The organism is Actinacidiphila sp. DG2A-62 (assembly GCF_035825295.1).
Classification (GTDB): Bacteria; Actinomycetota; Actinomycetes; order Streptomycetales; family Streptomycetaceae; genus Actinacidiphila.
Map to the genome: position 1 here is coordinate 744767 of NZ_JAYMGI010000002.1, position 21060 is coordinate 765826.

At 75.8% G+C, this 21060-nt stretch carries 18 protein-coding genes; 8 read left to right on the forward strand and 10 right to left on the reverse strand.

The window, feature by feature from the left end:
- The first annotated feature begins 454 nt into the window (after positions 1 to 454).
- Positions 455 to 2017, forward strand: a complete 1563-nt coding sequence (locus VSR01_RS03655; RefSeq protein WP_326447841.1) for a lyase family protein — start codon at positions 455 to 457, stop codon at positions 2015 to 2017.
- 152 nt (positions 2018 to 2169) lie between these two features.
- Here VSR01_RS03655 and VSR01_RS03660 read toward each other — a convergent pair whose 3' ends face one another.
- Both VSR01_RS03660 and VSR01_RS03665 read right to left on the reverse strand, forming a co-directional pair.
- A complete protein-coding gene (locus VSR01_RS03660; protein ID WP_326447842.1) occupies positions 2170 to 3573 on the reverse strand; it encodes a hypothetical protein in 1404 nt (467 codons plus the stop codon).
- The gene (locus VSR01_RS03665; RefSeq protein ID WP_326447843.1) at positions 3570 to 4478 is read right to left on the reverse strand and encodes a patatin-like phospholipase family protein; all 909 of its coding nucleotides are present in this window, start codon (positions 4476 to 4478) and stop codon (positions 3570 to 3572) included. Before VSR01_RS03665 ends, VSR01_RS03660 begins: the two co-directional genes overlap by 4 nt.
- A gap of 156 nt (positions 4479 to 4634) precedes the next feature.
- Between VSR01_RS03665 and VSR01_RS03670 the strand changes: the two genes are divergently transcribed.
- The 3 genes from VSR01_RS03670 to VSR01_RS03680 are packed head-to-tail and all read left to right on the forward strand — an operon-like array spanning position 4635 to position 6456.
- Positions 4635 to 4874, forward strand: a complete 240-nt coding sequence (locus tag VSR01_RS03670; RefSeq protein WP_326447844.1) for a DUF2945 domain-containing protein — start codon at positions 4635 to 4637, stop codon at positions 4872 to 4874.
- Entirely contained in the window at positions 4874 to 5218 is a 345-nt protein-coding gene (locus VSR01_RS03675; protein ID WP_326447845.1) for a DUF3140 domain-containing protein, read from the forward strand. Before VSR01_RS03670 ends, VSR01_RS03675 begins: the two co-directional genes overlap by 1 nt.
- A 44-nt stretch (positions 5219 to 5262) precedes the next feature.
- Positions 5263 to 6456 (forward strand): amidohydrolase, encoded by a 1194-nt coding sequence (locus tag VSR01_RS03680; protein WP_326447846.1) that lies wholly within the window; start codon positions 5263 to 5265, stop codon positions 6454 to 6456.
- Positions 6457 to 6599: 143 nt separating this feature from the next.
- Here the strand turns inward: VSR01_RS03680 and VSR01_RS03685 are convergent, their stop codons facing one another.
- Positions 6600 to 8222 (reverse strand): MFS transporter, encoded by a 1623-nt coding sequence (locus tag VSR01_RS03685; protein ID WP_326447847.1) that lies wholly within the window; start codon positions 8220 to 8222, stop codon positions 6600 to 6602.
- 149 nt (positions 8223 to 8371) lie between these two features.
- Here VSR01_RS03685 and VSR01_RS03690 point away from each other — a divergent pair, with 149 nt between their 5' ends.
- Positions 8372 to 8893 carry a MarR family winged helix-turn-helix transcriptional regulator gene (locus VSR01_RS03690; protein WP_326447848.1) on the forward strand — a complete coding sequence of 174 codons (522 nt, stop codon included), beginning with the start codon at positions 8372 to 8374 and terminating at the stop codon, positions 8891 to 8893.
- 115 nt (positions 8894 to 9008) lie between these two features.
- Here VSR01_RS03690 and VSR01_RS03695 read toward each other — a convergent pair whose 3' ends face one another.
- Positions 9009 to 9584 (reverse strand): AAA family ATPase, encoded by a 576-nt coding sequence (locus VSR01_RS03695; RefSeq protein ID WP_326447849.1) that lies wholly within the window; start codon positions 9582 to 9584, stop codon positions 9009 to 9011.
- 12 nt (positions 9585 to 9596) lie between these two features.
- Entirely contained in the window at positions 9597 to 10454 is an 858-nt protein-coding gene (locus VSR01_RS03700; protein ID WP_326447850.1) for an NAD(P)H-binding protein, read from the reverse strand.
- A 122-nt stretch (positions 10455 to 10576) separates the two neighbouring features.
- Between VSR01_RS03700 and VSR01_RS03705 the strand changes: the two genes are divergently transcribed.
- Positions 10577 to 11047: a MarR family winged helix-turn-helix transcriptional regulator gene (locus tag VSR01_RS03705; protein ID WP_326447851.1), complete on the forward strand. Its 471-nt coding sequence runs from the start codon at positions 10577 to 10579 to the stop codon at positions 11045 to 11047.
- A gap of 66 nt (positions 11048 to 11113) precedes the next feature.
- Here VSR01_RS03705 and VSR01_RS03710 read toward each other — a convergent pair whose 3' ends face one another.
- The gene (locus VSR01_RS03710) at positions 11114 to 12130 is read right to left on the reverse strand and encodes a helix-turn-helix transcriptional regulator (protein WP_326447852.1); all 1017 of its coding nucleotides are present in this window, start codon (positions 12128 to 12130) and stop codon (positions 11114 to 11116) included.
- Between VSR01_RS03710 and VSR01_RS03715 the strand changes: the two genes are divergently transcribed.
- Positions 12129 to 12647: a VOC family protein gene (locus tag VSR01_RS03715; RefSeq protein WP_326447853.1), complete on the forward strand. Its 519-nt coding sequence runs from the start codon at positions 12129 to 12131 to the stop codon at positions 12645 to 12647. The genes VSR01_RS03710 and VSR01_RS03715 overlap by 2 nt on opposite strands.
- An 86-nt stretch (positions 12648 to 12733) precedes the next feature.
- Here VSR01_RS03715 and VSR01_RS03720 read toward each other — a convergent pair whose 3' ends face one another.
- Positions 12734 to 13351, reverse strand: coding sequence for a hypothetical protein (locus VSR01_RS03720; RefSeq protein ID WP_326447854.1), 618 nt, complete (start codon positions 13349 to 13351; stop codon positions 12734 to 12736).
- Positions 13352 to 13568: 217 nt separating this feature from the next.
- Between VSR01_RS03720 and VSR01_RS03725 the strand changes: the two genes are divergently transcribed.
- Complete coding sequence (locus VSR01_RS03725; RefSeq protein ID WP_326447855.1) at positions 13569 to 14363, forward strand: alpha/beta fold hydrolase; 795 nt, start codon at positions 13569 to 13571, stop codon at positions 14361 to 14363.
- Between the two features lie 21 nt (positions 14364 to 14384).
- Here VSR01_RS03725 and VSR01_RS03730 read toward each other — a convergent pair whose 3' ends face one another.
- From VSR01_RS03730 to VSR01_RS03740, 3 genes are all read right to left on the reverse strand, one after another.
- Positions 14385 to 17399 carry a helix-turn-helix transcriptional regulator gene (locus VSR01_RS03730; RefSeq protein ID WP_326447856.1) on the reverse strand — a complete coding sequence of 1005 codons (3015 nt, stop codon included), beginning with the start codon at positions 17397 to 17399 and terminating at the stop codon, positions 14385 to 14387.
- A gap of 65 nt (positions 17400 to 17464) precedes the next feature.
- The gene (locus tag VSR01_RS03735; RefSeq protein WP_326447857.1) at positions 17465 to 17680 is read right to left on the reverse strand and encodes a hypothetical protein; all 216 of its coding nucleotides are present in this window, start codon (positions 17678 to 17680) and stop codon (positions 17465 to 17467) included.
- The gene (locus VSR01_RS03740) at positions 17677 to 20958 is read right to left on the reverse strand and encodes a type 2 lanthipeptide synthetase LanM family protein (RefSeq protein ID WP_326447858.1); all 3282 of its coding nucleotides are present in this window, start codon (positions 20956 to 20958) and stop codon (positions 17677 to 17679) included. The genes VSR01_RS03735 and VSR01_RS03740 overlap by 4 nt, the downstream gene beginning before the upstream one ends.
- Positions 20959 to 21060: the final 102 nt, after the last annotated feature.

A 21060-nucleotide genomic window follows, 5' to 3' on the forward strand; every position in this document is an offset into this window, starting at 1 on the left:
CCGGCCAGTGCCGCCCGTACGTCATCGCGTGCGCGGCCCGCGCCTCCGGGCCGGCAGTCGCCGCGGGCGGCGCGGACGTCCCCGGCACGGCGGACCTCCCCAGCACCGCGGACCTCCCCGGCACCGCGGACCTCCCCGGCACGGCGTACGAGACGGGCGGGCTGGCCGTCACCGAGCGGCCGTACCGTGTCGTGGACGCGCAGGGGCGGCCGCACCCGCGGCGTTTCGCCTACGGTGTCCCCACCGAGGCGGTGCACTGGGTCACCGCCGCGGGCATCCGGCCCGGTGTGAACTCGGTGACGCTCGGCGACTCGGACGCGATCGCCCGAGCGGTCCTCGCGCTCACGCCGCTCTCCGCACCTGGCCCGCTCCCGCCGCCGGGCCGGCTGGTCCCGTCGCAGGCGGGCGGCGGCGGGAGCCGGCGAACCGGCATCGACCTGACGGAGATGGTGACATGACGCGGACCGGGGGCGCCCTGCCGGGGCCCGCCGTCGACCTGGGCCTGCTCTCCCCCGTGTGGGCGGGCACGCCGGTGGAGGCCGCGGCGGCCGACGGCGCCTGGCTGCAGGCGATGCTCGACGCCGAGGCGGCCCTCGCCCGGGCCCAGGCCCGGCTGGGCACGCTGCCCGGCTGGGCCGCCGAGGCGATCACCGCGGCGGCGCGCGCCGAGCGCATCGACCTGCGGGCGGTGGCGCTCGCCGCGCGGGAGACCGCGAACCCGGTCGTCGCCCTGGTACGGGAGTTGACCGCGGTGGTGGCCGCGGACCGCCCGGAGGCGGCGGAGTACGTCCACCGCGGCTCGACCAGCCAGGACATCCTGGACACCGGCGCGATGCTGGTGTGCACGCGATCACTGGCCCTGGTCCGGGCCGATCTGGACCGGACCGCGGACGCGCTCGGCCGCCTCGCCGGCGAGCACCGCGACACGCTGGCCGCCGGCCGCACCCTGGCACTGCACGCGGTGCCCACCACCTTCGGGCTGAAGGCCGCCGGCTGGCGGGAGGTGGTGCTCGACGCCTCGGAACTGGTCGGCCGGGTGCTGGACGGCGGCCTGCCGGTGTCGCTCGGCGGGGCGGCGGGCACGCTCGCCGGGTATCTGGAGTACGCGGCGCTCGACGGGGCGGCCGCGAGAGGGTCCGGCGACGGCAGCGACGCGGGTCGCGCAGGCGAACAGGGCCGGCCTGCCGTCGGGGACGTCCGGCGGCCGGACCCCGGGGACTACCTCGACCGGCTGACCGCCGCGTTCGCCGACGAGACGGGCCTGGCCGTACGGCTGCTGCCCTGGCACGCGCTGCGCACGCCCGTCGCGGACGTCGCGGCGGCGCTGGCGTTCACCGCGGGCGCGCTGGGCAAGATGGCCGCCGATGTGCAGACGCTCGCCAGGACCGAGGTCGGGGAGGTCTCGGAGCCGGCCGTGGCCGGGCGCGGCGGGTCCTCGGCGATGCCGCACAAGCGCAATCCGGTGCTCTCCACGCTGATCCGCAGTGCCGCGCTCCAAGTGCCGGTGCTGGCGGCCGGGTTGACCCAGTGCCTGGTGTCGGAGGACGAGCGGTCGGCGGGGGCCTGGCACGCCGAGTGGCAGCCGCTGCGCGCGTGCCTGCTGCTGACCGGCGGGGCCGCGCACACCGCCGTCGAGCTGGCCGAGGGCCTCGTCGTCAGGCCCGAACGGATGCGCGCCAACGTGGAGTTGACGGGCAGCCAGGTGGTGTCGGAACGGATCGCCGCAGTCCTCGCGCCCCTCGTCGGCAAGGCCCGGGCCAAGGCGCTGCTCACCGACGCCTCGATCGAGGCGGACCTGAGCGGGCGGCCGCTCACCGCGGTGCTCGCCGAGGTCCCCGAGGTCGCGCGGCGCCTGGACGCCGAGGCCCTCGCCGAGCTCGCCGACCCGGCCGGATACACGGGCGCGGCCTCCCCCTCGTCGCCCGCGCCCTCACCCGTCAGCCCCCGAGTTGACCCGGCCCGGCCCGGACCCGGCCGTTCGGCCGGCCCCGGCGGCCGACTCCGGTCAGGCGGATGACGTCGGCCGGATCGAGCCGGGTCGGATCGGATCAGGCCGGATCATGCCGGATCGGGCCGGCACAGGATTCCCGTGCACCTCGTGCAACCGTTCAGCCCCTCCAGGCGGTGAGCGCTGTGAGCGCGCCGTCGCGTCAGCGGCCGCTGCCCGGATCAGCTGTGGGGTGTCGCGGCGACCGCCTGCTCGGCGGTCCAGCGGTCGATCCGCTCCCACTGCCGCAGCAGCCACTCGCCGCGCGCGTGGTCGCCGGGCGGGACGTCCGCCGCCGCGACCCGCCACCAGTGGACGCGCACCGGCCGCCGCAGGGGCAGTTGGGACCAGACGGCGCGCGGTGAGGCGAGGGTGTCGAGGCCGGCGTGGGCGACGAAGACCACGTCGGCGCCTGGAGCCGCGGCCAGCGCCGCCAGGCTCCCGCCGGGGCGCGGCGGCAGCACGTAGCGCAGCCGGGCGGCGCGCGCCGCCCAGCGGTACCGCCCGAGGCGCAGCAGCCGCGCCACGGCCCTGCGGTGGCGCCCCGGGGTGAAGTTGCCGCCCTCGGGGAAGATCACCAGCGCGTCCCGCGGCCGCAGTCCCGCCGCCAGTCCCGCGACCGCGTCCTTGGCGGTGCCCCGGGCGGGCGGCAGGAAGCGGTGCGGGACCCGGCCGAGCAGGACGTCGAGGCAGGGGTCGGCGCGCAGGATGCCCTTGAGCACGGTGTGCGGCCGCAGGCCCGCCTCGCCGAGCAGGATCTGCAGGAGCAGGAAGGAGTCGCCGAGTCCGGCGTGCCGGACCAGGAACAGCAGGGGGACGTCGGCGTCCCGCCCGGCGGCCGGCAGCCCGGGGGTCAGCCGCACGTCCAGGCGGAACAATCGTTCCGCCGCCCGGCGCAGCACCGCGAGCAGCCGTGTCAGGAGGGCGAACGCGTCGGTCGCCCGGCGGGCCCGCGCGCCCGGTCCGGGCAGCGGCCGGCGCAGGAAGAGCGCGGCCCCGGCCAGCAGCCCGGCGAGGTCGACCACGAGGTAGAGCAGCGCGAAGCAGGCCAGCCGGGTCGCCCGCCACGGCCCCCGCGCGGCCAGCGACACGGGCGCGCCGACGACTGCCACGACGACGAGCAGCGCCGCGGCCGACGGGACCGCGGCGAGCAGCAGGGCCGTGGTGAGGGTCCGCCGCGCGGTGGTGACCAGCGCGGAGGCCGACGCGGCGACAGCGCGGCGGGTACGGGAGCGCGCCGGCCGCTCCGGGCCGCGGAGGGGACCGGCCCCGACCTGGGCGGCTCCGGCCTGGGCGGGCGCGGGCTGGGCGGGTGCGGCCGGTGCGGGCGCGGGCTGGGCGGGCGGGGCCCCCTCGGGCGCGAACTCCTCGGAGCTGAGCGGCGCGGACGCGGACGGCGCATGCGCGGACTCGGACGCCGACGGCGCGGACGCGGACGGCGCGGGCGGTGCCGCTTCAGGCGTGAGCGGCTGCGCGGGCGCGGCCTGTGCGGGAATGCCTGCCGTCCCGCTGGGCCGTGCCGGGGGCACCGGGTCGCCGGGGGCCGCGGTCCCCGGATCCCCGGAAGCGGCTTCGGGCTCGGTCACGCCGGACCGCCCGGCGCGTCCGGCGCGTCCGGCGGGTCCGGCGCGTTCCGCGCGTCGAGTGCGGTTTCCAGGTAGCGCGAGGACGCGGCGTAGGCGCGTTCGATGCGTTCCGCGGTCTGTCCGAACGCGCGGTGGCGCAGCTGGCTCAGTGGCCCGCCCGCCTCGCCGGCGCCCGCTCCGCTCGGCAGCACATGGACGGTGACGTCGGGCGGCAGGTCGGCCATGTCGCGGGCGAACCGGTGCCTGCGGGCGATCTCGAAGGCGACCGTGGCGACCTCCCAGGGGAGCCTCGGCGGGGTCAGCGGCCGTTCGATCCTGCCGACCTGCAACACGTAGATCTCGCGGGCGCCGAGGGCGACGGCCCGGCCGACCGGGATGCTGTTGACCAGGCCGCCGTCCACGAAATGCCCGCCGTCCAGGGCGACCGGCGGCAGCAGTCCCGGCACCGCGGACGAGGCGAGCACCGCGGGGACCAGCGGCCCCTTGTCGAACCAGTGCTCCGCGGCCAGTTCGATGCTGGCCGCCACGCACTGGAACGGCAGCGGCAGATCCTCGATCGACGCCGCCCGCAGGTGGGTGCGGAGCAGGTCGACGAGCGGCGCCGGCGGGTACAGGTGGGTACGGCTGCGGACCGCGGTGGAGACCCGCCCCACCAGCGATCCCGCGAACACCCCGGCCCGGCCCAGGCCGGTCCACAGCTCGATCAGCCGGTCCACGGACGCCTGCGAGGGTTCGGCGGCCACCGCCGCGCCGTTGATCGCGCCGACGGAGGTTCCCAGCACCAGGCCCGGCCGCACCCCCGCGGCGAACAGCGCCTTGAGCATGCCGACTTCGTACGCTCCCAGCGCGCCGCCGCCGCCCAGTACGAAGGCGGGGCCGGCTGCTTCGTGCCCGCGGTCGTCCATGCCTGCCGCCTGCCCCGCGGCGGGCCCGCCACGCCCACGCCTGCGCGGACGCGCCGGGGCGGCCTGCCGGGCCCCGCCGCCCGGCGCGGCCCGAAAAAATGAATAAAACACGCTAATCGGGCAGGCGTCAGGCACGTCAACCGCCGGAGGGCTGCCATGTCGAAGAGCAGGAAGATCTCCAAGGGCGACCGCGTGTCGTGGCGGAGCCACGGCGGGACAGCGGTGGGCACGGTGACACGCAAGATCACCGATCGCCGCCGGGCCGCCGGCCGCACCGTGGACGCTTCGCCCGACGATCCCCAGTTCGAGGTGGAGAGCGAGAAGTCGGGCGGCACCGCCGTGCACAAGCCCGGCGCCCTGCACAAGGAAGCCCTGCACAAGGAAGGAGACGGCTGATGGCCTCGGACCCCAGCGGTCGGCAGCGCGACGAGATCCGCCGCGACTTCCGGGAGGCGGTCAACATGACGCCCGCCGAGCTGGAGAAGTGGCTCGCGACCGACGAGTCCAAGGCGGTCGGGCAGCACAAGGACGGCGGGGAGAGCGTCGGCCACGCCTCCGGCCGCCGGATCGTGACCCTGCTGCGCACCGCGAAGGACGACCTGGACGACGACGACCTCGGCCACATGCGCAAGGTCACCGGCTACGTGCACCGGCACATGGCCCAGCGCCCCGCGGGCGACACCTCCGGCTCCACCTGGCGGTACTCGCTGATGAACTGGGGCCACGACCCCGAGAAGTGACCGGCACGCGGTTTGCCCCCTCATGCCGCGGGAACGCGCGCAGCGTGCAGAAGTCGACGACACACCCGGCCGACCGGTTCTACCGGGACATCGGCGACGACGTCGGCCGTCGCGCACAGCGACTGTGGCAGATCGCGCTGGACCTGCACCGTCGTCCTGAACTCGCCTTCCAGGAACGCTACGCCGCGCGGCTGCTCACGGCCGAGCTGGAGGGCGCGGGTTTCGCGGTGGAGCGCGGGGCGGCCGGCATGGACACGGCCTTCGTGGCCCGTACCGGCACCGGCGGCCCGCCCCGGGTCGCGCTCCTGCTGGAATACGACGCCCTGCCGGAGATCGACCACGCGTGCGGGCACCATCTGATCGCGACCGCCGGACTCGGCGCCGGGCTGGCCCTGCGTACGGCGCTGGCCGGCGTCGACGGCACCGTGCTGGTCGTCGGCACCCCGGCCGAGGAGTCCGGCGGGGGCAAGGTGATCGCGACGCGGGCGGGGCTCTTCGACGGCGTGGACGCCGCGCTCATGGTCCACCCCGGGGTGCACGACTGGGCCTGGGCTCCCCTGGCGGCCTCCGGCCAGGTCCGCATCGGGTTCCACGGCCGCGCCGCACATCCGCTCGGCGCGCCCGGGGAGGGCATCAACGCGCTCGACGCGCTCGTGGACCTGTATGCGGACGTGCGCGCGCTGAACCGCACCCTCGGCCCCGGTTCGCACGTCCAGGGCATCGTGACGCACGGCGGCGAGGCCACCAATGTCATCCCGCCCTACGCGGAGGGCCTGTTCGGGCTGCGCGGCGCGACCACGGCGGTCCGCGACGAGCTGGCCACGGACCTGGCCGACCGTGCCCGCCGGGTGGCCCGCGCGACGGGTACGAGAGTCGAGATCTCCACCGCGGACCGCGGCTACCACCACTTCCGTGACAATCCCCCGCTCTCGGGGCGGTTCGCCGGTCATCTGGCCCGCGCGGGCATCGAGCTGCGCGAACCGGAGCCGGGGGTGTTCCTGGGCTCCTCCGACATCGGCGACGTCAGCACACGGGTGCCCGCGCTGCACCCGTTCGTCGCGATCACCGACTCCGGCTCCGACCACACCCCCCGGTTCGCCGCCGCCGGAGCGGGCGACCGCGCCCGCGCCGTGATGCTCGCCTGCGCCGAGGCCCTGGCGCGTACGGCCGCCGACGTACTGGTGTGCGACGGCTTTCGCGAGGAGATCTGGAAGCGCTGGCGTGACGCGCCCGGCTGACCGTTCGGGAACCCGCCCACCACGAGCCCGCGCGCTCACCCGTCGCGGGACCTGACGTCCTCCGCGAGCGGGCCTCGGTCTCGAACGCTTCGTGCCCGCTGGGCGCGCTCGGGCCGCGCGCGCCCAGCGCGGTGTCACCGGGGTCAGCGGGCGGCGGGGCGAGGGACCGTGGCCGGGGTCGGCGCCGGCGTGTCGGTTCCGGCCGCGGGCCGGACCGGGCGGCGGATGCCGACGAGGAAGAAGACCAGCACGGCCGCGGCCAGCAGGGCCGTGCCGCACAGCGCGAGGCAGACGTGCAGCGCGTCGGTGAAGGACAGGGCGAGCGCGTGCCCGGCGTCGGCGGTGCGGTCCGGCCGCAGGCCGAGGCGGGCGACGACGGCCGCACCGTGGCGGGAGACCTGCTCGTGCACGAGGGTCTGCTCGCGCGGGGACAGGCCGGAGGAGGCGAGGTGCCCGGGCAGCGCGCCGGACTGCCGGCTGGTGAGCACCGCGCCGAGGACCGCGGGCCCGAGCGCGCCGCCGGCCTGCCGCAGGGTGTTGCTGCCCGCGCCCGCCATGCCGGCCAGGTGGTGCGGGACGCTGCCGACGGCGATCGCGGTGATCGGGGTCATCACGAAGGCGAACCCGACGCCGACCGCGACCAGCGGCAGCGCCTCGGCGACGAAGCCGCTGTCGGCTTCGACGGAGAACAGCGCGAGGCAGCCGCCCGCGGTGACCACCAGGCCGAGCACGAGCAGCAGGCCGGGGGCCGCCCGGTTCATGAGCCGGGCGACCACGGGGCCGGAGAGGACCATGAGTCCGAAGGGCACCAGGAACCGCCAGGCGATCTGCAGCGCCGACAGCCCCTGCACCTGGCCGAAGAACAGGCTGAGGAGGAATATCAGGCCGACCAGCGCGAACATCGCGAGCACGATCGCCACGCCCGCCCCGGAGTAGGCGCGCGAGGCGAACAGGCTCATCCGCAGCATCGGCGCATCGGAGCGCTGCTCGACCAGCACGAACGCCGTCAGCGACACGGCCGCCACGGCGAACGCCGCGACCACCCTGCCGAGCCCCCAGCCGGACGAGCCGCCCTCGATGACCGCGTAGACCAGCGCCGCTATGCCCAGGAGGGCGGTCACCTGGCCGGGGACGTCGAGCCGGGGGGCCTGCGGCGCGCGGGAGTCCTCCAGCAGGAACACCGCGGTGGCCAGGCCGGCCGCCGCGACGACGAGCGCGGGCAGGAAGATCCACCGCCAGCTCGCGTGCTCCAGGATGACGCCGGTCAGCAGCGGCCCGAGCGCCATTCCGAGCCCGAGGCAGGTGGCCCACGCGGCGATCGCCTTCGCCCGGGTGCGGAAGTCGGGGTGGGCGTGGCTGATCAGCGCCAGGGTCGAGGTCAGCAGCGCGGCGGCGCCCGCGCCGGAGACCGCCTGGCCCACCCACAGCTGCGCCGCGCCGTGCGCGGTGAGGTTGACGGCGCAGCCGACGGCGAACAGGACCATCCCGCCGAGGTACGCCTTCTTCCGTCCGTACTTGTCGCCGATCAGCCCGGAGGTGAGGATCAGCGCCGCCATCGCCAGGACGAAGGAGTCGCTGATCCACTGCAGGTCGGAGGTGGACGCGCGCAGTCCCCGCTGGATGGTCGGCAGCGCCACCGACACCCCGCCCACGGGGACGTACGCCACGAAGACCCCCAGGCAGGCCAGGAGGGTCGTCAGCGTGGCGCCCCTCCCGCCCTGGTCGGCCACCGGCCGGTGGGGACCGGCTGTCGTCGTCTCGGTCATGGGCTTCCCCGCATTCACAGATGGTGGATTAGTTATCAGGTACCTGCGATCATCGCACATGTCTGTCATGAAGGGTGATTCCCTAGACTGGAGGCGCCGCCCGGGCCCGGAGGGAACGCGGACGCACGCCGGAGCAGAGAGGTGCTGACATGCCGACCGACTTGCCGACGGACCCGCACGCCGAGCCGGGCCCCTGGCGCGAGGGAATGCCGCATCTGCTGTGGCGGGCGCAGCAGGCGGCGCAGCGGCGGCTGCAGGAGTCGCTGGAGGATCTGGGGGTGACCACCACGCAGCTCGCCCTCGCGGCCAACATCCAGGACTACGGCCCGCTGTCCGCCGCCGACCTGGCCCGCGCGCTGCGCCTGACCCCGCAGAGCGTGACCACGGCGATGAACCAGCTCGTCGAGCACGGCTGGCTCACCCGCCGCCCCCACCCGGTGCACAAGCGCGTCGTGCTCTTCGACCTGACCCCGGAGAGCGCCGAGAGTCTCAGGGAGGGCCGGCTGCGGGCGGCGGAGCTGGGCGACCGGATGAGCCGCGCCCTGGCCGGTGACGACACCGGCGCCTTCCTCGGCCAGTTGCGCCGCATCAGGGACGAGCTGGAGGGCGACGACCCGCCGGTGGCGCCGCTGTGGCCGGAGCGCGTGGACGCCCAGAACCGCCGGACCTGACGCGCGCGCGACACCCGCATCGGCCACCCCGGCGCGCCGGCACCGCACCGCGCCCTGACCGCCTCCCGGCTGGTCACGTTGTTCCCGCTGACCGGTGGGCCGGAGACGACCGCGCTCAGCCGGGGCCGAGGAGGTAGGTCCCCTGCTCGACGCCCTTCAGGACGGCGTCGGCGGTCGCCTCCGCGGTCAGGCCGCTGGAGTCCAGAACGTGGGTCTCGTAACCGCCCAGGCCGCTGAACTGCTCGTGCAGCGACCGGATGGGTTCGGGGTCGGTCAGGACGTCGCCGGTGCGCCCCGTCGCCCGTTCCAGTGTGGTGTGCCGGTCGGGGCGGAGGACGACGTAGTCCAGCGGCACGTCCTGCTCGTGGGCCGCGGTGCGGAACAGGTCGATGAACCAGGGGCCGACGACGCCGTCGCAGACCACCTGGAAGCCGCCGCGGGCATAGCCGAAGGCCGCCGCGACCAGGACGTCCAGGACCACTTCGTTCTGCCGGTGGGCCTCGGGCAGGTAGGGCGCGATCCGGCCCTGCTTGATGTAGTGCCAGAAATCGTCGCCGTGCAGGTTCACGCTGGGCCTCAGCCGGTCGGCGAGCAGGGCCGCCACCGTGCTCTTGCCGGCTCCGGGCGGCCCCGTCAGCACGGTCACTCGACCACGCCGCAGGGACGTCGGCCGGACGGTCGGGGAGGTCATGCCACCACCGTGTCACGCGGTCCCGGCGAAGGCATGGGCATTGCGTGCGCACCAGTTCGCGAACGTCCTCGGTTCGCGTCCCAGCAGCCGTCGCACGGTGTCGCTGCGTACGCCCACGGTGTCCTGGCGCATCAGCGTCAGTCCCTCGACGAGCGCCTCGGCCAGCGCCGGCGGTGCTCCGCCGGGATAGCGGAACCGGACGGCGTCTGCGGTAGTGGCCACCGGCCGTACGTCTATGGCGCGGCCGATCGCGTCGGCCAGGATCCGGACCTGCTCGGCGACGGTGAGGCTCTCGCCACCGGTCAGCAGGTACTCCCGTCCTTCGTGGCCGCCCTCGGTGAGCGCGAGGGCGGCGACGGCGGCGATGTCGGCCGGGTCGATCGGCGCGGCGCGTCCGGGCCCGACCGGGTCGAGGACGCAGCCCTCGGCCCGAAGGGTGGGCAGCCAGTCGAAGGCGTTGGTCATGAAGCCGGTCGGCCGCAGGACGGTGGCGGGGATGCCGGACCCGCGGATCGACTGCTCCCGCTCGTGGTGCCAGCGGCCCATCGCGGGCATCGGGTCGCCGATGACGGCGTACGAGGACAGGTACACGATGCGCCGCACCCCGGCCGCCGGGGCGGCGGCGAGGATGTTCTCGGTGTGCTCCAGGCCGGTGCCCGGGACCAGCAGGAACAGGCTTCGCACGCCGTCGAGGGCCGCCGTCAGGGTCGCGGGCTCGCCCAGGTCGCCGACGACGCGCTCAGCCGATTCCGGGAGGCCGGCCGCACGTGCCGGGTCGCGCACCAGGATGCGCAAGGGCGCGCCCAACGCGTCCAGTTCGCCGACCAGTTCGCGGCCGATGTGCCCGGTGGCACCGGTGACCAGTAGCATGACGACCCCCCAAATCGTTTACCGGTTTACGAATGCAAGAACGTTAACCGGTGAATGAAATCCCTGTCAATCGGCGCCGACGACCCCGCCGCCCGTCGGCCCCACCCACCCGGAGGTCCCTGGTGCCGGAATTCCTCGACCTGCACGGCCGGACGACGAAGGCGATCCGATCGGCGGCCGACGACGCGCTACGGCGCCACGGGCTGCGCCTCGGCCAGGACCACCTGCTGGCGGCCCTGTGGGAACAGGACGGCCGCACTCCCGGGGAGATCGCGGCCGCCACGAACGTCACGACGCCCGCCGTCACCAAGGCCAGTGCCCGCATGGTCGAGGCCGGGCTGATCAGCCGGCGTCGCGACGAGCGGGACAACCGCCTCGTGCGGCTCTACCTCACCGACGCCGGACGTGCCCTGCGCGCACCGGTGGAGGCCGAACGGCGACGGCTGGAGGAGAAGATCACCGAATCCCTCACCGCGGACGAACGCGAGCACCTCATGAGCGCGCTGGCGAAGATCCACCGGTCGGCCGTCGAACTGCTGGCGGCGCAGCCACCGCAACCGGCCGCCGCCCCTGACCGGCGGACCACCGGGTAGCGCGCTCCCGCCGACTCCACCTGCCGCGGCCGGCCCGAGTCGTTCCTCGCCATGGGTGACGTCGCGTCACCGGGCGGCGTGTTCAGCCAGTCGGCGACCGAGGGCGAGAACCGCCGCTTTGAGGGCTTCCGGCTGTTGGACGACGAAGGGCCGGTCCAGCATGGCGAGTGTGCCGGCGACCCATTCGAGGCGTTCGGCCCGCAGGAACACCCGCAGCCAGTCCTGACCGTCCGCACCCTCGGGCGGGGACGCCGGCGTCATCGTCCCGAGCGTCTCCGGGATCCAGCGCCGCACATGGGCCGGATCGGCGCGGATGAGCACGCAGACGTCGTATCGCGAAGGCGCCGCCGACAGCGGCCCCAGCACCTGGGCCACCGGGTCGACGGTCGCGGGCGCTTCGAAGGCGCCGGGCAGAAGCCGCAGATCGGCCATCCGGTCCAGGCGGTAGGTACGCTGCGCCCGGCGGTCGGCGTCGAAGCCGGTGAGGTAGAGCAGGTTTCGGTGCGCCACGATGCCGTGCGGCTCCACGTGCCGCGTGGCCGCGCGCCCCTGCCGCGTGCGGTACGCGAACGCCACCGGGCGCCGGTCCCGTGCCGCCTCGGCCAGGCCGAGCAGCGTCCGAGCGCCTTCGTCGGCACCGGGGCGAGCTTCGGCGTCGTCGTGGTCCTCCGCGTCCGGGTGTCGCTCGCCGGTGAAGTCCACCGCCCGCAGTACCGCGTCGATGCGGCGGGCGAGCGCGGCGGGCAGCACTCGGCGCACCTTCGCCGTGGCCGTCTCCATCGCCAGCGGGGTCACCGGACCGCTGTGCGCGTGCTGGGTGACCAGCAACGCCCACACCACGGCCAGGCCTTCCTCGTCGTTCAGCATCAGCGGCGGCATGCGGTAGTGACGGGCCAGCCGGTAGCCGCCGTACCGACCGCGGACCCCCTCCACGGGGATGTCCATGTCGCGCAGCTGCTCGACATAGCGACGCACGGTGCGCTGGTCGACTCCGAGGCGCTCGGCGAGGTCGACGACAGTGCGCGTCCCTCCCGCCTGCAACAACTCCAGCAGGGCGAGGACGCGCGCGGTTGGTCGGGCCATGCCTGCGATGATGCGCCATTTCCGGGCGGAATATGACCTGTATTCGCTCTACGGTGACCACATGACCGCCTCAGCCGCAGTGCAGCTCGCCTCCGTCCGTCTCATCACCGAGGACATTCCGCGGCTCGTCCGCTTCTACCAGGCCCTCACCGGTGCGACCCCGCAGTACCTCACCGAGGATTTCGTCGAACTGGTGACCCCCTCGGCCACCGTCGCCGTCAGCGGCTCCGCCCGCGTCGCTTTCATCACCGCCGACACGCCCCGCGCGGGCGCTAACAGCAGTGCGATCGTCGAGTTCCTCGTCGAGGACACCGACGCCGTGTACAAGAGGCTCGCGACCGAGTTCGGCGACGATCTCGATGTGGTCCAGCCTCCGACCGTGATGCCGTGGGGCAATCTGTCGGCTCTTGTCCGCGACCCCGACGGATCCCTCGTCAACCTCTACACGCCGGTCACACCCGAGGCATGGCAGCTCCAGCGCAACCGGACGCCGAAGCCACCGCACGCCGGCCGGTAGAGCGGCCGGCCGCCGTTTCGCGTCGGCCTACCCGCGCGGGCGGGCGCGCGAGCGTTGCGCTCGCCGAACCCTGCCGCGCTCGGGGCCTACCCGCGCGGGCGGGCGCGCGAGGGCGCTCGACCGGCCGGGGGCGGGACACGGCGGCGAGCGCGCGCCGCGCGTACGTCCCGCACCCACCGCCCCAGCGCGGCACGACCGCCCCACAGGACGGCCACCAGGGGGAGGGCGCCGAAGAAGATCAGGGCGATCGGCGTCGCGATCGTGGCGCCGTCCGTGGCGGAGTAGTCGTGGCCGGACACGTGCCGGACGTCGATGGTGCGGCCCTGCACGTTGCTTGAGGGTTTGACCCGGGCGTGCGGGTCGACGGTGCGCTGGTCGCCGGAGTGGTAGACGCCGGAGCACGCCCACGACGGGTCGGAGCCGCCCTCGTCGTGGCACGAGGTGACATGGATGGTTCCCGGCGTTCCGGCCCAGCCCGCCGCGTAGGCCAGCTTCCACGCGCCCAGACCGATCAGCCCCAGGCCCAGCAGCACGAAGACGACCGTCAGCGCGGCGCTGCCCAGCAGACGGCGCAGGCTCGGTGGCCGGCCCGCACCTCCTTTGCGCCGCGGTGCGGCTGTCGCGGGCTTGCGGGACTTCGCGAGCGACACGGGCTTTCGGGCCTGCTTCCGGCCGCTCGGCGCCGCCTTGGTGCTTCTCGCCACGTCACGCCTCCGTCGCTGACCGCCGCCCATGGCGGCCGGGTCGGTGCCTGCCTCGGATCAAGGTAGCCCCTCTCGGGCAACGCGCGTCCTGGTTGCGGAAATCGAACGCCACCGGCGGCTCCTCTCCCCGCCGGCTCACGGCGCCTCCCTGGCCGGCCCGGCAGGTGGAGCGGGCGCGCGGCATAACCGGTTGGTGCCCGCCAGGGGCCCTGGGAGCATGGCGGGCATGCACCGGCTCAGCGACGCCCTCGGGCACCTTTGCTACGACGTGGCCGGCGACGGGCCGCCCGTCGTGCTCGTGCACGCCGGGGTGGCCGACCACCGCATGTGGGACGCGGTCGTGCCCGCCCTCGCGCGGCGGTACGCCGTGATCCGCTACGACCTGCGCGGCTTCGGCGCGTCCCCGCCGCCGACCGGCCCCTTCCGCGAGACCGACGACCTGCGCTCCCTGCTGGACCACCTCGGCCACGACCGCGTCCGGCTGGTCGGCGCGTCCTGGGGCGGCCGGGTGGCCGTGGACTTCACCCTCACCCACCCCGACCGGGTGCGCTCCCTGGCGATCATCTCCGCGCCCTGGCCGCGCTACCCCTGGTCCGGACCGATGATCGCCTACGACGAGGCCGAGACCGCCGCCCTGGAAGCCGGCGACCTGGACGCCGCGGTCCGCGTCAACCTGGACATGTGGCTGCGCGGGCCGGCCCGGAGCTGGGACGAGGTGCCGGACGGCCTCGCCGACCGGCTCCGCGGCCCCCTGCGCACCTCGCTGGCCCATCAGGCCGTCCTGGCGGAGCACTCCCAGGGCCCGGCGAGCGGCGACCTCGGCGCCCTCTGCGTGCCGGTGCTGGTCGGCGTCGGGGCCCTCGACGTCCCCGACTTCCAGGACATCGCGCGCCGCTACGCCGCCGCGATCCCCGGCGCCACCCTGGTCGGGTTCCCCGCCTCCGCCCACCTCGTCGCCCTCGACGCACCGGCCGAACTCCTCGCCGCCCTGCGGCCGTTCCTCGCCCGCTGACGCAAGCGGGCGGTTCGGGGTTCACGCCGGCGGTTCGGCCGGACCGCTCCGGGCGATCTGATCGGCCGCGTAGTCGCACAGCGCCGACCGGTGCGGCAGGCCGGTCTTCTCCAGCAGCCGCGCCACGTGCTTCTCCACCGTCCGCGGGGAGATGTAGAGCCGTTCGGCGATCTCCTGGTTGCCCAGGCGCGGCGCCAGCAGCAGGAACACCTCGTACTCGCGCGCGGTCAGCCCCTGGCGCAGCAGCGGGGCGGGGACGGCCGGCGTACCCCGGCGCCGCTGGCGGACCGTCGCGCCCGCCCGGCGCAGCAGGTCGCGGCAGCTGTTGGCCACCGCCGGGACGCCCGCGCCGTGGAAGTACTCCTCCGCCTCGCGCAGCCACCCCACCGGGTCGCCCCAGCCGCCGGCCAGCGCCGCCGGCGCCACCAGCCGCTGGCCGAGGCGGCGGGCCATCAGGAACGGTTCGCCCGCCTCCTGCGCCTGCGCCACCGCGGCCTCGGCCTGCGCGCCCCGCCCGGCCCGCCCCTCGTGCACCGCGAAGGCGAGGCGTTCGAACTGCCGGTTCCACGGCAGGGCCGCCGAGGGGTCGGCCGTGACCGCCGCGTGCTCCCGCGCGTCGGCCTGCCCGGTCAGCGCCCGCAGCAGCGGGCGCAGACCGTAGCGGCCGTTGAGGTAGTGCACGGAGGGGTTCCCCTGCTCCCAGGCGAAGGCCTCGTCCAGCTCGCGCAGCGCCCGCTCGTGGTCCTCCTCCAGCAGCGCGCAGATCGCGCGGCTGCCGAACGCCTGCGGCGACTGCAGGGACTCCTCGCCGCCCCAGCGCCGGAACTCCGCGAGCTCCTGCTCCATCTGCCGGCGCTGTCCCTGGTGCGCGGCCAGCGCCACACGGGTGAGCAGGACGAACTGGTGGTTGTCCGCGTCCCGCAGCCGGGCGGTGCCCTCGGCGCAGCGGTCGGCCAGTTCCCTGGCCGCGGCGTAGTCACCGCGCAGCACCTGCTGCATGGCCATCGCGGCCTCGGCCCGGTACATCAGGGCCAGGGCGCCGTGGCCGAGCGCGGCACGGTGGGCGCGTTCCAGCCGTGCGGAGGAGCCGGTGCACATGAAGTCGTTGACGCCCAGCCACATCAGGGTGTCGAGCTGCCACGCGGTCAGCCGGTGCTCGTTGGCGAGCACGAGGCACTTCTCCAGGTACGCGTCCGACTGCTCGAAGCCGTGCCGGCGGGCCAGCACGGCGAACAACTGCCATGCCTGGCAGGCGATCTCGGGAAGCCCCTCGCGTTCGGCGCCGTCCGCCGCCTGCCCGGCGAGCCGCTCCGCCTCCCGGGTGCGGTCGCCGGCGCTCTCCCGCACGCCGGCCAGGATCAGATGGGCCTCGACCATGTCGACGGCCGGTCCCAGCGCGGCCGCGGCGGACGGACCGTCGCTGTCGGGGACCAGCCGCAGCAGTTGGCGGACCTGCCGCACCCGCCGTGCGGCGTCCTCGAACCGCGCGGCCGTCACCGCGACCCAGGCCAGGCGCGCCTGCAGACGCGCCGCCCGGACCGCGTCGAGCGCGCCGGGACCGGCCTCGGGCAGTTCGTCGGCGAGCGCGCACGCCCGGTCCAGCTGGCCGTTCTCCGCGAGTGTGTCCACCAACTGCTCTACCAGCGGCGCCCGCTGGGCGGCGTGCTCCGCGCCGGGCAGCAGGTTCACGGCCCGTTCGAGCAGGGACACGGCGGAGTCGACGGCGCCGCTCTTCCGCGCGGACCTGCCCGCCTCGGCGAAGCGCAGCGCGGCGGCGTGGGCGTCGCCCGCGGTCTGCCGCAGACCCGCGACCAGGACGCACCAGTCCCCGGGCAGTCCCGGGTGCGCGCGTTCGATCGCGTCGGCCCCCCGGGCCGCGATGGCGGCGCGTTCGGCCGGTACGAGCCCGGCGACCAGCGCCTCCGCGGTGAGTGTGTGCCGGAACTCGTACCAGTCGCCCACCGGACGCCCTGGTACGACCAGATGAGCGTCCATGCACGCCCGCAGATGGACCAGCAGATCGCGGTCCGGCAGCCCGCTGACCGCCTGGAGCACGGCGAGCGAGAACCTCCGCCCCAGCACGGCCGCGCTGTTGAGCACCGACCGCGTGTCCGGGCCGAGCCGGGCGCAGCGCTGCGCGACGCTGTGCACGACCGTTCGGGGCACGTCGATGTCCAGATCGCCGCAGACGTCCCAGCTCCCGTCCGGCCCGCGGCGCAGCACGTCGGCGCCGACCATGCCGCTCAGCAGCTCCTCGACGACGAACGGGTTCCCGTCGGCGTCGCGGGCGAGCCGGTCGGTCACCTCCTGGGGCAGCCTGCGGGCCGCGTCGTCCGGCGCCGGCCCGGTGGCCGCCAGCGCCGCCTCGGCCATCGCCCGCACCGCCTCGCCGGTCAGCGGGCGCAGTTCGCTGAGCACCGCGGACCGGCGCTGCGCCAGCCGGCGCGCCGCCTCCTCGCCAGGGCCCGGCCCCGGCCGCAGCGTCGCCAGCAGCGCGATCGGCTGCCCCCCGATGTTGTCGCACAGGTACTCCACCAGGGCGAGCGTCTCGGTGTCGGCGTCGTGGACGTCCTCCAGCACCAACAGGCAGCCGGGGCGGGCGTGTTCGGTCAGGTCGCGGCCGATGGCCACCAGCAGCCGCAGCATCGCCTCCGCGGTCTCCACCGGGGAGGCCGGCGCGCCGGCGCGGTCGGCGGTGCGCCATTGCGGCAGCAGCCCGCCCAAGGCCGAGCGGTAGGGGCTGAGTTCGGGATCCTCGGGGAGCCCGCCGAGCCGCACGAAGGACAGCAGTGCCTCGGCGACCGGCCGGTACGGGGTCACCGGTCCGCTCCCCGCGCCCGATCTGCCGCGGAGCACCGCCATACCGAGGGTGAACGCGCGGTAGGCGCACTCCGCGGCCAGCCGCGACTTGCCGATCCCGGCCTCGCCGAGCAGGAACACCGCCCTGCCTTCGCCCGCACTGGCCGCGTCGAGACCCGCGTCCAGCACGGCGAGCTCGGCGCGGCGCCCGATCACCGCCGGCGAGGTTATGAGCACCAACGGAGGGTATCTCCGGATCTCTTCTTCTGCCAGGTCCGAGAGTCAGGACGGGAGCGCGGCCCTCAGTATCCGCCGGTGTCGCTCAAGGACGTCAGCGTCAACGAGTAGGTGGGCAGGTCGTCGGCGACGCTCTCGCCGGTCAGGCCCGCCAGCAGCCGAGCGCGGCGGCCGACGATCGCGCCGGCGCCCAGGCGGATACTGCCTGCCGGGTGGTCGGATACCGCTCCGCCGCGGGCGGCCGGATTCTTCCACGCGTCGACGCGGGCGTTGTCGCTCATCGGTTGCTCTCCTTCGAAGGGCCGGGGGCGGAAGGTCGCGAGGCCGGCGACTGCAACAGCAGCACCGAGGGTACGCGCGCACCGAAGCCGAGCCGCAGCAGCTCGTACCCGATGCCGGCCAGGCCGGTCAGCAGCCCCGGACTGCTGACCGAGTCGGGGGTGGCGCAGCGAGGACCGAACCGGTCCAGCGCGGCCAGCAGCGCGCCCGCGGGCGGGTGGGACACGCCGGGGTCCGCGTGTCCCGCGCGGGTCGCGACGAGGAGGAGGTCGAGGGCTCCCGCGGCTCCGGCGCCCAGGCTGTGGTTCCCGGCGGTCGGCGCGGCGGCGTGCTCGACGGCGTGCTCGACGGCGCGGTCCAGCAGCCGGGCCAGCTCGGGCACGCCGGCCGCCGCCGGGCTGTCGGCCGTCGCCAGTGCGAGGCCCTGCAGCTCGTCGCACCAGCCGGTCCCGGCGGGGGCCGCCGCGCACCGGGCGGCCGCGGTGCGCAGCGCCGCCAGACCGGCCGAGGCGTACCCGGACCCGCCGCCGGCCGCGGCGAACCGCAGCAGCGCCCAGCCGACCCCGGCGGCGCCGGCGCCGAGGCCGCCGGCCGGCAGGGACCGCGGCGCGCGGGCGGCGAGCCGGTCGGCGCAGGCGCGCGCGGTGAGGCCGGCCGTCGCCGAACCCGTCGTCTGCCGCACGGCGAGCATCGCCGCCAGGCAGCCCGCGTCGCCGTCCAGGACTCCGGGCTCCGGATCGGGGCCCGCAGCGGCGGCGGCCAGGTCCACCGCATCGTCGGCCCAGCGGGTCACCTCGGAGTCGTCCAGCAGGTGGGCGAGGCGGTGGAGCGCGTAGGCGATCCCGCCCAGACCCGCGAAGCCCGCGCCGATGTCGGGCAGGTCGGCGGGCCGGGCCGCCAGGGCGGCGAGCAGGCCCGGCAGCGGGGCCAGCGCCCGGCGCGCGACCGCGGCGTACCGCTCGGTGCCGGTCAGGTCGGCGAGCTGCGCCAGGAAGAGCGCGGTGCCGCAGTAGCCGTGGGGCAGTCCCGCGCCCTGCGGTTGCACGCTCCAGATCCGGTCGGTCACGTTCCGGTCGGTCCAGATCCGGTCGGTCACGTTCCGGTCGGTCCTGTCCCGGTCCGTCCGGATCCGGTCGTCCAGGGGTTCCAGGCACAGCCAGTTGACCCGTCGTCCGTCGTCCTGCGCGCGGGCCAGGATGCGGTCGGCGATCCCGCAGGCGGCGGCGAGCAGCCGCTCGGCGTCCGGCACCGTGGCGGCGGGGCCGCCGCTCGGCGGGTGGAGTGCGCGCGCTTGCCCGGCGCGGCGCCGGGTGGCGAGCGTCGCGCGGATGACCCACTCCTGGTCGAAGCGGTCCGTGTCGCCCATCGCCGCGATGCGGCGCTCGGCGCGGGCCAGCCCTGCCTCGGCGACCAGCCCGCCGTCGGTCACCATGCGGCCGTCGGCCAGCGGCCCGATGGCCAGCTCCGTCGACCCGGGGGCGCCGGCGGCCAGCGGGACGTCGCCCGCCCACAGTTCGGCCAGTTCGGCGGCGACCAGGGCGGAGGAGGCCGGGCCGCCGCCCGCCGGGTCGCGGCACATGTCGGCGAGGAGGCGGTCGCGGTCGCGGGCGTCGCGGAGCACGTCGGGGTGCGTGGACTCGTCGAGCAGGGTCGTGTACCAGCGGGTGGGGCGCAGCACCGTCCTCGTCGCGTCCCCGGCGAAGCGGGCGAGCAGGCCGCCGGGGCCGGTGAGTTCGCCGCGGTGGCGGACGATCACGTCGTAGCCCGCCCGGAAGCCGGCGACGAGCGCGTCGACGTGGAGCACGGCGTCGGTGCGGTCGGCCGCGGCGTCGGCCGCGTGGTGGGCCGCGCGGTGGGCCGCCGGGCCGGTCGCGGTGGGGGCGCCGCCGGCCGCGGGGCGACCGGTCGCGGCGGTGGAGCCGGCCTCCTCGGCCCGCAGCCGTGGCCGGTTGGCCGCACCGCGGAACGTCCCCACGGTCCGTACCAGGCGCATCGTGTCCGTCCCGGGCTCCGACCAGCCGGTCACCTCGTCGGGCAGCGGGCTGTCGCGGTCGCCGCCGAGCCCCGAGACGTCCAGCACGCCGTGCTCGCCGACCAGGAAGACCGGCAGCAGCGCGGTCCGCGCGACCGACGCGGCCAGTGCGGCCTGTGCCGGGTCCCCGCCCGAGGGCCGGCGCAGGTCGGGGTGGAAGAGCGTCTCCAGATCCACCAGGACGGGCTGGTCCGCGCAGGCGATCACATTCTCGAAGTGCAAATCGGTGGCGCCCAGCGCGTGCACCAGCGCCAGCAGGGCGCCGAGCCGCCGGTAGAACCGGTCCACGTCGGCGGCGCCCTCGCACGGCGCGGCCGACGCGTACTCGACCCAGCCGTGGTGCGGCCGGGTGAGCACCGCCAGACGGCGCAGGCCCAGCCCGCCCAGGCGGGAGTCGAACCAGGAGACGGCGTCGTTGAAATGCCGGTGCACGCCCAGCGGCCGGGGCTTGTACACGACGCGCGCGCCGCTCTCGAAGGTCAGCACGGCGACGGCCCGGCCGCCCCTGTGACGGTCCCCGGCTCCGGTGTCCACCCGCGCCAGCCGGCCGGGGTCGACGCCGCCCAGGATCCCGGCGACCAGTTCGGCCCTGTCCTCGGCCAGCCGCTCCAGCAGCTCGGCCCACGCGGCGACGGCCTGGTCGCACGCCTGCGCCAACAGCCGTGCCAGCACCGGGTACTCGGTGACCAGGGCGGACAGGCCCCGGCGTCCCGAGGTCTGCCGGACGAAGTCGCGGAACCGGGCCTGCGGGGTGGCTCCCGACAACTGCCCGCGCTCGCGGGCCACGTTGAGCTCCAGCACCAGGGTCCGCCGGGCGAGGCGCACCAGCGACCGGCTCATCTGCTCGGTGAAGCACTCCCGCAGGCCCTCGGCGTCGGTCGTCCCCGCCGCACCGCGCGGGGCGCGGGCCCACGGGACCCGGTCGGCGGCCGTCCTGGTGAACGGCGCGAGCACCGCCGCGAAGCCCGCCGACCACGAACCGTCGGCAGGGAGCGGCGGATCGAGTTCGGCACGCGCCAGCGCCTGTTCGACCGTGGCGGCCCAGGCGGGCTTGCCGACCGGGTCGGCGAGAGCTGTGGACGCCCCGGTTTGCGCCGCGCTCTGGGCAGACGGCCGCGGCGACGCCGCCGAGGGGCGCCTGGTCCTCGCCTGCGCCGCGGGACCGGCTGCGTCGGCGGGGGCGGGGGGCCGAGCCGGCCGTTCGGCCGGAGCCACGCCGCCGGTCCACCAGGTCTGCGGAACGATCACGCCCGCGATCATGTCATCGCCCGCCCGCACGCCCTATGGGGGACGGCCCCCATATTTCGGCCGCCGCCGCGCACGCGGCCTTCGCGCGCGGCGAATGCGGGG

Excerpts from the sequence above, each read along its gene's own strand:
- VSR01_RS03655 (WP_326447841.1), top strand. The coding sequence starts at position 455 with ATGACGCGGACCGGGGGCGCCCTGCCGGGGCCCGCCGTCGACCTGGGC.
- VSR01_RS03665 (WP_326447843.1), bottom strand. The coding sequence starts at position 4,478 with ATGGACGACCGCGGGCACGAAGCAGCCGGCCCCGCCTTCGTACTGGGC.
- VSR01_RS03670 (WP_326447844.1), top strand. The coding sequence starts at position 4,635 with ATGTCGAAGAGCAGGAAGATCTCCAAGGGCGACCGCGTGTCGTGGCGG.
- VSR01_RS03675 (WP_326447845.1), top strand. The coding sequence starts at position 4,874 with ATGGCCTCGGACCCCAGCGGTCGGCAGCGCGACGAGATCCGCCGCGAC.
- VSR01_RS03685 (WP_326447847.1), bottom strand. The coding sequence starts at position 8,222 with ATGACCGAGACGACGACAGCCGGTCCCCACCGGCCGGTGGCCGACCAG.
- VSR01_RS03690 (WP_326447848.1), top strand. The coding sequence starts at position 8,372 with ATGCCGACCGACTTGCCGACGGACCCGCACGCCGAGCCGGGCCCCTGG.
- VSR01_RS03695 (WP_326447849.1), bottom strand. The coding sequence starts at position 9,584 with ATGACCTCCCCGACCGTCCGGCCGACGTCCCTGCGGCGTGGTCGAGTG.
- VSR01_RS03700 (WP_326447850.1), bottom strand. The coding sequence starts at position 10,454 with ATGCTACTGGTCACCGGTGCCACCGGGCACATCGGCCGCGAACTGGTC.
- VSR01_RS03715 (WP_326447853.1), top strand. The coding sequence starts at position 12,129 with ATGCCTGCGATGATGCGCCATTTCCGGGCGGAATATGACCTGTATTCG.
- VSR01_RS03710 (WP_326447852.1), bottom strand. The coding sequence starts at position 12,130 with ATGGCCCGACCAACCGCGCGCGTCCTCGCCCTGCTGGAGTTGTTGCAG.
- VSR01_RS03725 (WP_326447855.1), top strand. The coding sequence starts at position 13,569 with ATGGCGGGCATGCACCGGCTCAGCGACGCCCTCGGGCACCTTTGCTAC.
- VSR01_RS03735 (WP_326447857.1), bottom strand. The coding sequence starts at position 17,680 with ATGAGCGACAACGCCCGCGTCGACGCGTGGAAGAATCCGGCCGCCCGC.